Here is a 14,426-nt window from a genome sequence, read left to right as displayed (position 1 = left end):
TTGATCCGGCCATCTTTCACGGGAAGCATCGGCGCCTCCGTGCCTTGAGATCCGCGGGTCAAGCCCGCGGAGGACGAACTGAAGGAGAAAACGGTCACTAGAAATGTTCTCAATGGTTGATCAGCAACCGCCGTGCCGGACAGCCGTGGATCAAGTCCGGGCATGATGAAAAAGGGGCGGAATGACTCGGCCGGAAGCCGCGGGCGGGCGACTATACCCCGATCGCCGCCTTGACGCGGTCGCGGGTCAGCGGCAGGTCGCGCAGGCGGACGCCGGCGGCGTCGGCGACCGCGTTGGCGATGGCGGCCGCCGCCGGTCCCTGGGCGGCCTCGCCGGTGCCCAGGTAGGGCGCTCCGGGACGGTCGATCACGTGGACCTCGACGCTGTCGGGCACCTGGTCGAAGCGCAGCACCGGATAGCTGCTCCAGTCCCGGCTGGTGATGCGGGTCCGGTCGAAGGTCGCGCGCTCCAGCAGCGTCCAGCTGGCGGACTGGATGATGCCGCCCTCGGTCTGGTTGCGGATGCCGTCGGGATTGACCGCCTGCCCGCTGTCGATCGCGGAGACGGCGCGCACCAGCCGGACGGCGCCGGTCTCCCGCTCGACCGCGACCTCCACGGCGACCGCGCAGTAGGCCGCCAGGTTCTTGTAGCGGGCGAAGCCGAAGCCCCGGCCGTGGCCGGCGGGCAGATCGGCGGCGGCGGGCCAGCCGAACCGCTCGGCGGCCAGGGTCACCACGTCGCGTGCCCGAGGGTCCTCCAAGTGGCGCAGCCGGAACTCGACCGGGTCGGCCCCGGCCTCGCCCGCCAGCTCGTCCATGAAGCTCTCCAGCGCGAACACGTTCATGTAGCCGCCGAGCGCCCGCAGGGCCGAGACCCGCAAGGGCATCTCCGGAATGAAATGGTGGGTGATGCGGGCGTTGGGCAGGACATAGAGCGGGATCGCGTTGCGGTCGCCGCCGCCGGCCGGCTGGGGGATCGGCGTGGGCGGGTCCGGCCGGAACGGCCGGTCCAGGTGCCAGGCCGGCATCAGCGCTCCCGCCCCGCCCGGCCGGGTCGAATGGGCGTTGCTCCAGACCTCGTAGTTCCAATCGACGATCCGGCCCTCGGTATCGAGCGCGCCCGCGGCGCGGGACAGCATGGCCGGTCCGAACGGTTCCCAGCAATGCTCGTCCTCGCGCATCCACTGGACGCGCACCGGCCGGCCGGGGAACGCCCGGGCGAGCAGGGCGGCGTCGGCGCCGGCGTCGTCGGCTCCGTTGTGGCCGTAGCAGCCGGACCCCTCGGCATGGATGCAGCGGACCCGGTCCTCCTGCAGCCCCAGCATCTCGACCAGCGCGGCCCGCAGCGGGTACATGCCCTGGGCGTGGGACCAGACCGTCATCATGCCGTCCTGGAACAGGCCGACCGCGCAGGACGGGCCGATGGAGGCGTGGACATGGTACTCGCGCCGGTACTCCGCCTCCAGCCGCCGCGTCGAGCCGGCGGCCGCCGCCAGGCCGTCGCGCCGGTCGTGGATCACCGTGTCCTCGGACGGGAGGGCCAGCAGGGTATCGAAGATGTCTGCCTGGTCGGGCAGCGCCGTCGCATCGTCCCAGACCGCCGCACGGGCAAGCGCCCGGGAGGCGGTCACCGCCTGCCACTCCCGCTCCGCGACCACGGCCAGGTAGCTGCCGTCGCGGTGGACGCCGACCACGCCGGGCATCCCTTCGACCGCCGCGGCGTCGACCGCGCGCAGGCGGGCGCCGTAGCCCGGCGGCCGGACGACGCGGGCATGCACCATGCCGGGCATGCGCAGATCCTGGACATAGGCCGGCCCGCCGGTGACCTTCGCCGGGATGTCGATCCGCGGGAGGTCGCGGCCGATCACCCGGTACTGCTCCGCAGGCTTCAAGGCTGCGCCCGCCTCCGCCGGGACCCCGTCGAGGGCGCCGCCGCCCACCAGCTCGCCGAAGGTCACGGCCCTGCCGTCCGGCGCCCTGAACGAGCCGCCTTCCAGGCCCAGCCGTTCGGCCGGCACCTCGAGCCGCTCCGCCGCCAGGTCCGACAGGATCGACCGCACCTGGGCCGCGGCGTGCAGGATCGCGGTGCCGCTGTCCTGCATGGACTGGCTGCCGGCGGTGAAGCTCTCGTTGGGGGTCCGGCCGGTGTCGGCCGTGACCAGGGCGATGTCGGCGGGATCGACGCCCAGCTCCTCCGCCGCGACCTGGGTCAGCGCCGTCCTGATCCCCTGCCCCAGCTCGGCCTTGCCGGTGAAGACGGTGATCGCGCCGTCGGCGTCGATCCGGATCCACGACTCCAGGGACGGATCGGCCCCGAGCGCCTTGGGCAGCCCGACGCCGCCCCCGCCGTCGGCCTCCTGCGGCGCCTGGGCGAGCAGGTGACCGGGCATCAGGGTGAATCCCACCAGCAGCGCGCCGCCGCCGAGGAAGGCGCGGCGCGACAGCGCCCGGGGGAAACCGGCCAAATCCTTCATCGCGCGTCCTCCCGCCCGGTTCCGGCGGCATCGGCCGTCTGCATCGCCTGGGCGGCCCGGCGCACCGCCTTGAAGATCCGCATGTGGGTGCCGCAGCGGCACAGGTTGGGATGCAGGGCATCGCGGATCTCCGCGTCGGACGGCGAGGCTGTCCGTTCCAGCAATGCCTGGGCGCTGATCATGAAGCCGGGGATGCAATAGCCGCACTGGGCCGCCTGCTCCTCGATGAAGGCGCGCTGGACCGGTCCCGGATCTTCGACGGTTCCCAGCCCCTCGACCGTCCGGATGCGCCGCCCTTCCAGCGCCGCCACCGGGGTCACGCAGGAGATGACCGGCGCGCCGTCCACCAGCACCATGCAGGAGCCGCACTGGCCCAGGCCGCAGCCGAACTTCGCCGCGTTGAGCCCGAGGTCGTCGCGCAGGACGTAGAGCAGCGGCGTCGCCGGGTCGGCATCGACGCTATGGTCCCGGCCGTTGACGGACAGGGTGATCATGGGGTTCCTCCTATTCCGCGGATCGGCCCGAGCGGGCCTCGGCGACCTCGGCCTCCAGGTCGTCCCAGGCGGGTCCGCCGGAGAACCGCGTCCGCAGCCAGGCCGTCAGCTCGGCCACCTGCGCGTCGGTCAGCGCGTTGGCGAAGCCCGGCATCAGCGGTTGGGCCGCGGCGTCCGGCGTCTCGACCCCGTGCAGGATCGCCCGGATGGCGTTGCTGGGGTTCGGCTGCGCCAGCGACGTGGCCCGGTCCAGGGCGACCGGCGCCTGGAACTGGAGCGGACCGCCGGGTTCATGGCAGGTGGCGCAGGCCCCGGCATAGATCGCCGCCGCCCTGCCCTGCTCCTGCCCCCGTTCCTCCCCGCCGGCGCGGGCGACAGGCGCTGGGGGCGGCGGGGCGGGCGGCGCGGGGGCAGGCCCGTCCGGCGCGCCCATCCGGTCGGCGACATAGGTCGCGATGGCCCGGATGTCCGCATCCGGCACGTCGGAGAGGTTGCGCACCACGGGCGCCATGGGTCCGGACGCCACGGCATGATCCTCGCTGACGCCGGTGCGCAGGTAATCGAACAGGGCATCGCGAGTCCAGGGCACCGGCGCGGCCGAGTCCCGGTCCAGCGCCGGGGCGTACCAGCCTTCGGAGAAGCCGCCGGCGAACTCCCGGCCGGCCTCGCGGGCACCCAGCGCGTTCCGCGGCGTGTGGCAGGCGCCGCAATGGGCCAGCCCCTCGGCCAGGTAGGCGCCGCGGTTCCACTCGTCCGACCTCTCCGGGTCGGGGCGGTATTCCCCGGCCTCCAGGAACAGGAGCTTCCATCCCGCCAGCAGCGGCCGGAAGGTCAGCGGCAGGGGCAGCCGGTTCGGCGGCGCCTCGGCCCGGACCGGCTCGCGGGTCATCAGGTAGGCGTAGAGCGCGCGATTGTCCCGGTCGGTCACCCTGGTGAAATGGTCGTAGGGAAAGCCCGGATACAGATGCTCGCCGGAGCGGCCGACGCCCTCGGCCATCGCCCGCCGGAAAGCCTCCGCGGACCAGGTCCCGATGCCGGTCTCCGGATCGGGCGTGATGTTGGTGCCGTGGATCGTGCCGAACGGCGTCTCGAGCGGATAGCCGCCGGCGAAGGGCTTGCCTCCCGGCGCGGTGTGGCATTGCAGGCAATTGCCCAGCGCCGCCAGCTTCGCCCCCTCGGCGATCTCGGCCTGGTCGAAGGCGGCGCGGGCGGGCGGTTCCACCGGCTCGATCTCCGGCTGCCAAGCGAGCACCGCGAAACCGGCGGCGCCCGCCGCCGCCGCCAGCAGCACCCCTCCCGCGATATGGGATACCCGCATCTGCCGGCCTCCTTCCCTTCTCCCCGATCCAGAACCCGGCACGGGCCCGACACTCGCAGGTTTCAACCTCCGGAAGGACCGATCGGTTCCCCGGGAAGCGGAAATGGCGAGACCAATCGTCAAAATGCTTAGGTCACGATTTATTAACCATTGAAACACCAAGGTCGACTCTTCCGGAACCAGTTCGCGCCATGTCCGTCACGCCTTCGCTCCGTCGCCTTCCCGCCGTGCCCCTCCGCCGACACCTGCTGTCGCTGGTACTCGTCACCCTGCTGCCCATGCTCGTCCTCGGAGGAACCCTGACCGCTTGGCTGGCGACCGAGCGGAGGGCCAGCGTCGAGCGGGGACTGCGGGAGACCGCCCAGGCCCTGGCCCTGACGGTCGATCGGGAGGTGACCGCCAACATCGAGGCCCTGCGGGGGCTTTCCGTCTCGGAATCGCTGATCAGCGACGACCTCAGGGGTTTCCACGAGCGCGCCCTGCTGGCGCGCCACCTGCATTCGAACTGGCAGAACGTCGTCCTGCTGGACCCGAACGGCACTCCGCTGGTCCATACCGGGCTTCCGTTCGGCGCCCCGCTGCCGCGGAGCGCCAACCCGGACCTCCTGCGCTTCGCGACGCAGGCCCGGCGGCCGGTGGTGTCGGACCTGTTCACCGGCAGCCTGTCGGGCGAGGCCGGCGTCGGCCATGTCGTCCCGGTGATGCGCGACGGGGCCGTGCGGTACCTGCTGACCGCCTTCGTGCGCCCGCAGGCCTGGGCATCGCTGCTCGCCGAATTCAGCCCGCAGGACGGCACGGTGGTGGCCGCCTTCGACCGCCAGGGCCGCTTCGTGGCCCGGAACCGGGATTCCGCAGCCTTCGTCGGCAGGATGATGCCGGACTGGCTGTCGGATGCCCGCGCCCGCTCGCCCAACGGCATGGCGCAGGGACTGTCGCTGGAAGGGACGGAACTGGTCAGCGCCTACCGGACGTCCGCGCTGACCGGATGGACCCTGTTCGTCGGCGCCCCGACCGCCGACATCGACCGTCCGCTGATCCGCACCCTGTGGGTCGCCGGCGGGTTGGCGGCGATCCTTCTCGTCACGTCGCTGGCCCTGGGCCGCGCGCTGTGCCAGCGGATCCTGGGCCCGATCGAGGCCCTCGCCGAAGCCGGCCGGGCCCTTGAGAGCCTGCACCGCGCCGGCGTATCCGGTGCCTCGCCGCGGAGATCGGCACCGATCGCCGAGGTCGAGCGGCTGTGGCGGGCGCTCGACGACGCCAATTCGAGCATCCTCAGCGCCGGGCGGGCGACGGAGCAGGCCGAGGCGCAGTACCGCTCGATCGTGGACAGCGCCGTCGACGCGATCGTGGTGATCGACGACCAGGGGACGGTGCGGTCCTTCAACCGGGCGGCGGAGCGGATCTTCGGCCATGCCGCCGGGGAGGTCATCGGCGGCAACGTCAAGATGCTGATGCCGGAAGCCGAGGCGAGCCGCCACGACGGCTATCTCGCCCAATTCCGGCGGACCGGCGAACGCCGGATCATCGGCAGCGACCGCGCGGTCGAGGGGCGGCGCAAGGACGGCTCGGTGTTTCCGCTGGAACTGTCGATCGCGGAGTGGCAGGCCGACGGCCGCCGCTTCTTCACCGGGATCATCCGGGACATCACGGAGCGCCGGGAGGCCGAGCGGGAGCGCGAGGAGATGATCAGCCGGCTGGAGACCAAGCGGCTCCACCTGCGCGCGATCATCGACACGATGCCGGTAGGATTGCTGATGGCCGACGCGCCGTCCGGCAGGATCGTCCTGGGCAATCCCGAGGTCGAGCGCATCCTGGGCCATCCGCTCCTGCCGACGCCCGACGTCGCGGCCTACGCCGCCTGGGGCGCCTGCCTTCCCGACGGCACGCCGCTGGCCCCCGAGGCCCATCCGCTGGCCCGGGCCCTGGGCGGCGAGGAGGTCCAGGCGGAGGAGATCCGCTACCGCCGCGGCGACGGGTCGATCACCTGGATCAGCGTCAGCGCCGCGCCGATCCGGGCGGCCGGCGGGCGGATCACCGGCGCGCTGGTCGCCTTCCAGGATATCGGCGCCTCCAAGGCGTGGGAAGGCCGGCTGGCCCTGGCGAAGGAGCAGGCCGAGCGGGCCAACATGGCGAAGTCCAAGTTCCTGGCCGCCGCCAGCCACGACCTGCGCCAGCCGATGCAGTCGCTGTTCTTCGTCTTCACGGCGCTGGAGCGCCATGTCGGGACCGACGCCGGGCAGGCCCTGCTGGAACGGCTCGGCCAGGGGTTGGGAGCCCTGAAGGACCTGCTGGACAGCCTGCTCGATGTGTCCAAGCTGGATGCCGGCGCGATCGTCCCGGAACTGGCCGACGTGCCGATCGGCCCGCTGATCGACGAGACCGCCGCCTGCTTCGCCCCCGCCGCGGCGGCCAAGGGGCTCCGCCTGTTGCGCGACGCGGCCTGCGACGTCGCGGTGCGCAGCGACCGCACCTTGCTCGGCCGGATCATCCGCAACCTGATGGAGAACGCGATCCGCTACACCGAGGCGGGCGAAGTCAGGATCCGCTGCCGGCCGGCGGCCGACGGCGTCCGCGTCGAGATCGCGGACACCGGCATCGGCATCCCGCCCGAACACCTGGACCGGATCTGGGAGGAATTCCACCAGATCGGCAACCAGGAGCGCGACCGGAGCCAGGGGCTCGGTCTGGGCCTCGCCATCGTCCAGCGGCTGTCGCGGCTGCTCGGCCACCCGGTGGAGGTCCACTCCGTGCCCGGCACCGGGTCCGTCTTCTCGATCCTGCTGCCGGCGGCGTCCAGGCCCCTCGGCGCGGAGACCCGCCGCACGGGACCCGCGGCGGACCGGGCGGGCGACGCCTCCGGCCTGGGCCGCGTGGCGCTCGCCATCGACGACGACGCCATCGTCCTGATGGGCCTCCGGTCGATGCTGGAAGACCGGGGCTACGAGGTGCTGGCGGCATCGTCGGGCGACGAGGCCATCGCGGCCCTGGAACGGAGCGGCCTGACGCCGGACATCGTCGTCACCGACTACCGGCTGCGCAACGGCCAGGTCGGCACCGACTGCCTGCTGCGGATCCAGGAGTTCCTCGGCCGCAAGGTGCCGGGCGTGGTCCTGACCGGGGAAACCGGCCAGGATATCGTCTCCGAGATCGTCGCCCTGGGTTTCGGCGCCGCCCACAAGCCGATCACCGGTGCCGAGATGCGGGCCGCCATCGAGCGCCAGATGGCACGGCACGCGGGCGCCTCCGCGAGCCCCGTTCCGGAGGAGAGCCGGGTCGCGGAGCCGGCCTGATGCCGGGAAGCGTCGGGGCGCCCGCGGTCACAGCTCCAGGAAGCTCTGGAACCCGCCGTAGATCATGCGTTTGCCGTCGAACGGCATGTCCTTCATGCTGTCCTTCAGCCGCGGGTCCGCCATCACCTTGGCATTGACCGCGTCGCGCTGTTCTCGCGATTCGTAGGTGATCCAGGAGAACACGACGACTTCGTCGTCCGTCGCCTGCACGGCGCGCGGAAACGAGGTCAGCTCGCCGTAGGGCGTGTCGTCGCCGATGCATTCGACGAACGACAGCGCGCCGTGCTCCTTCCAGATCTGTCCGGCATGGCGGGCCATGGCCTGGTAGGCCTCGATGTTCCGCCTGGGCACCGCGAGCACGAATCCGTCAACATAGGGCATCGACTGCCTCCTCTCGTTGGACACGGCCTCAGGACGACGGGCCGGGCGGAAATCCTACACCCGCCGGTCCGCCGGCACGGAAAATCTTGCAGTATCCCGATCAGGTCGATCCGCATCGCCTCCGACCTGCATCGAGCCGTAGGTTGCGCCCATGGCGCAACACGGTGCGGCGAGTGGAGCGGCCGGCCGCGTTCATCCTCCGCCTCCGGCTATGGGCCGGTCCTTGCATGGGCCGGCGATCGATCAATATGCGGACGCTGCCGTTTCGCTCCGGAAGACACCGCCATGAAGATTGCCAAGGTGCTGGCTTGCGCCGCTCTCGTTTCGACGCTGCCGGCGGGCCCTGTCCAGGCGGTCGCGCCCGATGCCCTCACCCTCTTCGGGGCCCGGCTGACCGACAATTCCTTCGAGGAACTGCTGACCGCCGAGGATCTGACCTGGCGGGACTCCTACCTGGTGGGAGTGGCTGCGTCGCGCCGGGTGTGGGAGTTCGGCCCTTATGCCGAGATCGACCTGGAAGGCCAGGTGGTCCGCCATTTCGGCGACGACAGCCACTGGGAGTTCAACGCCCTGCCGGTCGCCCGCTGGCTCCGGTTCCCCTGGAGCGAGTCGGTCCACACGGGGGTCGCCTATGGGCTGGGCCTGTCCTACGCGACGCGGAAACCGGCGGAGGAAGTGGCGATGAACGGCTCCACCGAGCGCTGGCTGATCTACTGGGTGATCGAGGCCGAGGTCGGGCCGCCCGCCCGGTCGTGGAGCGCGGTGGCCCGCCTGCACCACCGCTCCCCGGCGTTCGGCCTGATGGGCGACGCCGGCGGGGCCAACTCCGTCACGGCGGGGGTCCGCTGGCGGTATTGAGGGCCGGCGGTATTGAGGAAGGTGACGCCTCAGACCCGCTTGTAGAAGAAGGTCGTCGGGCAGGGCCGGCCGTCGGGATAGAGCGCATAGTCCGGCACGCTGCCGGCGGCGGTCCAGCCGAGGCGGCCATAGAGCCGCGCCGCCGCGCTGTCGCTGACGGTGTCGAGCACCAGCAGGGTGCGGCCGGCGCGGCGGGCGGCGTTCTCCGCCTCGGCCATCAGGGCGGCGGCGACCCCCCTGCCCCGCGCGCCGCTGTGGACCAGCAGCTTGGCGATGTCGGCCCGGTGCGGCTGGTTGTCCTGGGGCGCCGGAACCATCTGGACGGTGCCGACGATCCGCCGCGATCCCGTCCCGCCGCCCATCCCGCCGCCCATCCTGCCATCGATCTCGGCGACCACGAGCGCGCGATCGCCGCGGGCCACGCCGGCGGCGACGCCGTTCCAGAAGGCTTCGGCCTTTTCCCGCGCCAGCGGCGCCATGAAGCTGACCGAGGCGCCGCCATGGACGCAGTCCAGCAGCACGTCGCACAGGTCCGGGACGGCATCCCGCGCCGCGTCGGCGTCCAGGGTCCGGACCGCGGTTCCGGAGAGGTCAAAGAAGCTCGATGACCCGTCGCTTGGCTTCATCGCTGCCGTCCACATAGGTCTGGGTGGAGGCCAGGCTGGTGTGGCCGGCCAGTTGCTGGACATCGCGCAGGGAACCTCCCGCCCGGGTGATCAGGCGGGCGGCCGACGTGATGAAGGTGCGGCGGCCGGAATGGCTGGAGAAGCCGGTCAGGCCGAGCTCACCATACATCTGGCGGAACATCAGCACGATCGAATTCGGGGCCATGCAGACCGGGCGGGTGTCGTCCGGGTCCTCCGGGTTCCTGCGCATCGCCCGCTCCGACAGGATCAGCGGATCGGGCGGGCCGCCGGGAACCGTGCCGAACAGCGTGACGACATGGGCGCGCAGGTCGCGGTGCATGGGGATGATCCGGCCGGCACCCTTCCGGCAGATCCCGTCCTCCAGCACGATCTCGTCGCCGATGTCGCCGCCGGCCGTCATGACGTGGGCGCGGCGGAGCCTGGCGATCTCCATCGCGCGCAGGCCGGCGCGGACGCTCAGCAGCACCGCGACGCGGTCGCGATGGGGATAGCGCCTGCGGTCGCCGCACCAGCGCAGGCAGTCCCGGACCTGAGCGTCGGTCAGCAGCTCGGCGCGTCTGCCGGGGGATTCGGTCATCAGGAAAACATGCCTTTCGAAATCCGGGGCCGGAAGCGATTTGTTCCATGTTCCGGGGTCTGCGATGCGTCCGTCGTTATCGGTGATCAGGTTACCTCTCTTCGACTCATCGTGAAAACGGAAAAATGCGAAGGGTCGTCGGGCGACGGTACATGCATTTTTAAGAAACACCGTCATAATTTCGTCAAATCCCAACTCAGGGGAGTGATGCGTATTGTCCCTGCAAGCAAATGCGACGGGTCGGGAAGTCGATTTTCCGGACGGACAGCTCCTCGTGTCCCGCACCGATCTCGCCGGCACGATAACCTTCGTCAACCGCGCCTTCTCGGAGATCAGCGGCTTCTCCGAGGAGGAGCTGCTGGGAGCTCCCCACAACATCATCCGGCATCCCGACATGCCTGCCGACGCTTTCGCCGATCTTTGGCGGACCATCAAGGCCGGGCGGTCCTGGGAGGGGATGGTCAAGAACCGGACCCGATCCGGCGACCATTACTGGGTGCGGGCCAACGTCACGCCCGTGGTCGAGGGCGGCGCGGTCACGGGTTACGTTTCGATCCGGTCGAAGCCGACCCGGGAAGAGGTCGGGCAAGCCGAGGCGGGTTACGCGGCCCTGCGCGAGGGCCGCGCCGGCGCGGTGGCGCTGGAGGAGGGCGAGATGGTCGGGACCGGCATCGCGGCCCGTGCCGCCGCAGCCTGGCACGGCCTGCGCGTGCGCTTGGTAGCGTCCTTCGCGCTGATCATAGCCATGATGATCGCGGTCGGCTGGCTGGGCCTGGGGGGCATGGAGGGATCGAACGGCAGGCTCCAGACCGTCTATGCCGACCGGGTCGTGCCGCTCCGCGACCTCAAGCGGATTTCCGACGCCTATGCGGTCTCGGTGGTCGATGCCTCGCACAAGGTGAACAACGGGAACTTCGGATGGGACGAGGGGGTCGCCTCCGTCGCGGCCGCCCGGAGCGAGATCCGAAGCCTCTGGAAAACCTACCTCGACACGCTGCTGACCGCCGATGAGGCGGCCCTGGTCGAGCAGGCGCGGCGGCTGATGACGGCCGCAGACGCGGCGGTCGATGAGCTGTCCCGCCTGCTGGCCGCGCGCGACTCGGCCGGGCTGGACTCGTTCGTCAGGTCGCGGCTTTATCAGACCATCGATCCCGTGACGGAGAAGCTGGCCGAACTGATCAACCTCCAGCTCCGCGTGTCCGAGGCGGAAACCCGGAGCGCGCAGGAAAGCTTCCGGATCCGCTTCCAGGCGGTGATCGGGCTGGTCGCCCTGTGCATCGCGATCACCGCCCTCTTCGCCTTCGGCCTGGTGCGCGCGATCCAGCGCCCGGTCGGCCGGCTGGAGGTCCATTTCCAGGCGATCGCGGCGGGTGACGCCCGCCACCGCATCGACCTGCCCCGCACGCGCGAGTTCCGGCGGGTCACCGCCCAGCTCCGGACGATGTGGGCTCACCTGCTCTACGGCGTCCAGGCGCGGGCGGAGCTGGACCGCAAGGCGGAGGCCGACCGGATCGCCGCCCTGCTGGCCATGGCCGACACGGTCGAGCGGGAGGCCGGGCACGCGGTCGAGCAGGTCGCGGCGCGCACCGGCTCCATGGCGGCCGATGCGGACGGCATGGCCGCCTCGGCCGAGCGGGTCAGCCTCAACGCGGGGAACGTGTCGTCGGCCGCCGACGCGGCCCTGGCGAACGCCCAGACGGTCGCCGCCGCCACCGAGCAGCTCTCTGCCTCGATCCAGGAGATCACGACCCAGGTGTCGGCCGCCGGCACCGTGACCCGCCGCGCCGTCGAGGACGGACGCCATACCCAGGAGACGATCCGCTCCCTGTCCGACGCGGTGGCGTCGATCAGCGACGTGGTCGACCTGATCCGGGACATCGCGGGGCAGACCAACCTGCTGGCCCTGAACGCCACCATCGAGGCCGCCCGCGCCGGGGAGGCGGGCAAGGGCTTCGCCGTGGTGGCGCAGGAGGTCAAGAACCTGGCCAACCAGACCGCCCGCTCCACCGAGGAGATCACCCGCCAGATCGCCGAGATCCAGTCGGTCACCGGAACGGCCGTCGGCGCGGTGGAGCGGATCGGCGCCACCATCGCGGAGATCGACCAGATCTCCGGGGGGATCGCCGCCGCGATGGAGGAGCAGTCCGCCGCCACGCGGGAGATCAGCCGGAGCGTGGCCGAGACCTCGGTCGCGGCCCAGGAGGTCTCCGCCCGCATCGCCGACGTCTCGCACGAGGCGTCCGAGACCGGACGCCAGGCGGTGCAGGTCAAGGCCGGCATGGGCGAGGTCGCCCACGCCACCGCCGACCTGCGCGCCGCGCTGGTCCGCGTGGTCCGCACCTCGACCGTCGTGACCGACCGCCGCCGCCTGCCGCGCGTCCGGGTGGACGAGCCCTGCACGGTGACCCTGGAGGGCTCGGTGCGGCAGGCCCGCATCCTCGACCTGTCCGCCGCCGGCGCCCTGGTGTCGGCCGCCGGCGCTGCCGCGGTCGGGACCGCCGGCCGGCTGGACCTGCGGGACGGCACCGGCATCGGCATCACGGTCCGGGATACCGACGGAGACGGGATCCATGTCGAATTCGTCGAAGGCTCGGAGAACGGCAACTTCGCGGATTCGGTGGAGCGGATCACCCGTGGACGGCCGATGGCGGCGGCTTAGCCCGTCCGGCCGGGGCGGAGGCGCCGCCGGCTCGTTCCGGCGGAGCGTCGGCGATCCGCTCGACCGCGCGGGCCGCCGCATCCTCGAAGGGGCTGATGACCAGGTCGGTTCCCGCGAGCAGGAGATGCTCCCCGTCGGCCCTGTCGGCACTCGTCAGCGCCACCCGCCCCGCGAAGCCCGCGTTTCGCAGCGACTGAAGCAGGGAGAGCCGGAAGTCGTGATGGCTGATCGTCCGCGGATGCGCCGGAATCGCCACCACCACCCAGTCGCTGCGCCGCAGCGGCAGCTGCTCCAGGAAATCGGGATCGGTCGCATCCCCGTACAGGCCCGGCAGGCCGCGCCTGCGCCATCGGGCCATGGCCTCCGGATCGAAATCGACGCCCAGCACGGACATGCCCCTTCCGGTCAGTCCCTTCGCGATTTCCCGTCCGTAGCGGCCCAGGCCGAACAGGACGACATCGTAGTCGCCGCCCGGGTCTGCCGCGTCGGCCGCCTCCTCCCGATGCGGTACCGCGCGCTCGAAGGGGCCGAGCAGCTTCTCGACCAGCCCGTAGAGGGGTTGCGAATAGACGATCATGTAGGTGGACAGGGTGATCGTCACGAGGCCGACCAGCGTGACAAGCCCCATCGCCTCGGGCCTGACATGCCCCAGCGACAAACCCATCGCCATGAAGATGAGAGAGAACTCGCTGATCTGCGCCACCGTCAGCCCGGCCATGAACCCGGTCCGCTTGCGATAGCCCATGTAGCCCATGATGGCGAGCACGATCAGCGGATTGCCGATCAGCACGAAGAGCGCCAGGATGAAGGACGCGCCGAGCTGGTCGCCGAGAACCTCCAGGTCCAGCCGGGCGCCGAGCCCGATGAAGAAGAACAGCAGCAGGAAATCGCGCAGGCTGGCAAGGCGTGAGGCGACCGCCTCGCGGAAGCTGGTGGAGGCGATGGAGACACCGCCGAGCAGTCCCCCCAGCTCCTTGCCGAAGCCCAGCCAGTCGCTGACCGCGGCCAGCAGCACGGCCCATGCGATGGAGAAGGTCACCAGCAGTTCCGGCAGGGTGACTATCCGCGCCAGCAGCCGCTCGGCCCCGAAGCGGATGAACAGGCCGACCGCTCCCAGCAGCAGCGCGCCGCTGCCGACCGCCCCCGCGATGCCGAGTCCGGACCGGCTGCCCCCCGCCCCGACGCCGTAGGCGGACAGGACCACCATCGCCAGCACCACCGCGATGTCCTGGACGATCAGGAAACCCAGCGCGATGCGCCCGTGCAGGGAATCGATCTCGCGCTTGTCCGACAGCAGCTTGACGATGATGATCGTGCTGGAGAACGTCAGGGCCACGGCGACATAGGCGCTGGTGACCGCGTCGAACCCCAGCAACAGGCAGATCAGGAAGCCGAAGACGGAGGTGAAGGCGACCTGGCCCAGGCCAGTCGCCAGCGCCACGGCGCCCAGCGTGCGCACGAGCTTCACGTCGAGCTTGAGGCCGACGAGGAACAGCAGGACCGCAATGCCGATCTCGGCGAGCAGCTCGATATGCTCGGTCGACCGGACCAGCCCCGACGCGTCGGGGCCGGCGATGATGCCGACCGCGATGAAGCTGACGATCAGCGGCTGGCGCAGCAGCAGCCCGGCCAGCCCGACCACCGAGGCGAGCGCCAGGAGCGCCGCCATCTCGTAGAAGATCGATTGATGCAGGAACTCCACCCTTCCCCCTTTCGCGAGGCTTTTCGC

Annotated in this window: 10 protein-coding genes; 3 read left to right on the top strand and 7 right to left on the bottom strand. The window is 71.2% G+C overall.

Annotated features, from left to right (window positions below):
* Positions 1–211: 211 nt before the first annotated feature.
* Genes IGS68_RS32650 through IGS68_RS32640 form a run of 3 tightly spaced genes read right to left on the bottom strand, consistent with a single transcriptional unit; the run spans position 212 to position 4,285 of the window.
* On the bottom strand, positions 212–2,473 hold the full coding sequence (locus IGS68_RS32650) for a xanthine dehydrogenase family protein molybdopterin-binding subunit (RefSeq protein WP_201082919.1): 2,262 nt from the start codon (positions 2,471–2,473) through the stop codon (positions 212–214).
* Positions 2,470–2,967 carry a (2Fe-2S)-binding protein gene (locus IGS68_RS32645; RefSeq protein WP_201082917.1) on the bottom strand — a complete coding sequence of 166 codons (498 nt, stop codon included), beginning with the start codon at positions 2,965–2,967 and terminating at the stop codon, positions 2,470–2,472. Before IGS68_RS32645 ends, IGS68_RS32650 begins: the two co-directional genes overlap by 4 nt.
* 10 nt (positions 2,968–2,977) lie before the next feature.
* Positions 2,978–4,285 carry a c-type cytochrome gene (locus IGS68_RS32640; protein ID WP_201082915.1) on the bottom strand — a complete coding sequence of 436 codons (1,308 nt, stop codon included), beginning with the start codon at positions 4,283–4,285 and terminating at the stop codon, positions 2,978–2,980.
* Between the two features lie 191 nt (positions 4,286–4,476).
* Here IGS68_RS32640 and IGS68_RS35825 point away from each other — a divergent pair, with 191 nt between their 5' ends.
* A complete protein-coding gene (locus IGS68_RS35825) occupies positions 4,477–7,575 on the top strand; it encodes a PAS domain S-box protein (protein ID WP_247881495.1) in 3,099 nt (1,032 codons plus the stop codon).
* Between the two features lie 27 nt (positions 7,576–7,602).
* Here IGS68_RS35825 and IGS68_RS32620 read toward each other — a convergent pair whose 3' ends face one another.
* Positions 7,603–7,956 (bottom strand): DUF1428 domain-containing protein, encoded by a 354-nt coding sequence (locus tag IGS68_RS32620; RefSeq protein ID WP_201082913.1) that lies wholly within the window; start codon positions 7,954–7,956, stop codon positions 7,603–7,605.
* Positions 7,957–8,241: 285 nt separating this feature from the next.
* Between IGS68_RS32620 and IGS68_RS32615 the strand changes: the two genes are divergently transcribed.
* Positions 8,242–8,814 carry a hypothetical protein gene (locus IGS68_RS32615; protein WP_201082911.1) on the top strand — a complete coding sequence of 191 codons (573 nt, stop codon included), beginning with the start codon at positions 8,242–8,244 and terminating at the stop codon, positions 8,812–8,814.
* 29 nt (positions 8,815–8,843) lie between these two features.
* On the opposite strand, the gene IGS68_RS32610 is transcribed toward IGS68_RS32615, so the two are convergent.
* The gene (locus tag IGS68_RS32610) at positions 8,844–9,440 is read right to left on the bottom strand and encodes a GNAT family N-acetyltransferase (protein WP_201082909.1); all 597 of its coding nucleotides are present in this window, start codon (positions 9,438–9,440) and stop codon (positions 8,844–8,846) included.
* Positions 9,406–10,038 carry a tyrosine-type recombinase/integrase gene (locus tag IGS68_RS32605; RefSeq protein WP_201082907.1) on the bottom strand — a complete coding sequence of 211 codons (633 nt, stop codon included), beginning with the start codon at positions 10,036–10,038 and terminating at the stop codon, positions 9,406–9,408. Before IGS68_RS32605 ends, IGS68_RS32610 begins: the two co-directional genes overlap by 35 nt.
* Before the next feature lie 274 nt (positions 10,039–10,312).
* Here IGS68_RS32605 and IGS68_RS32600 point away from each other — a divergent pair, with 274 nt between their 5' ends.
* A complete protein-coding gene (locus IGS68_RS32600) occupies positions 10,313–12,697 on the top strand; it encodes a methyl-accepting chemotaxis protein (protein WP_247881494.1) in 2,385 nt (794 codons plus the stop codon).
* Here the strand turns inward: IGS68_RS32600 and IGS68_RS32595 are convergent.
* Entirely contained in the window at positions 12,666–14,366 is a 1,701-nt protein-coding gene (locus tag IGS68_RS32595; RefSeq protein ID WP_201083555.1) for a cation:proton antiporter, read from the bottom strand. The two genes, IGS68_RS32600 and IGS68_RS32595, sit on opposite strands and share 32 nt — an antisense overlap.
* Positions 14,367–14,426: the final 60 nt, after the last annotated feature.

Origin of the sequence: Skermanella sp. TT6 (assembly GCF_016653635.2) — a bacterium.
GTDB lineage: Bacteria > Pseudomonadota > Alphaproteobacteria > Azospirillales > Azospirillaceae > Skermanella > Skermanella cutis.
The sequence above is the reverse complement of the archived record's forward strand: the minus strand, read 5'-3'. Positions and strand labels throughout refer to the sequence as shown.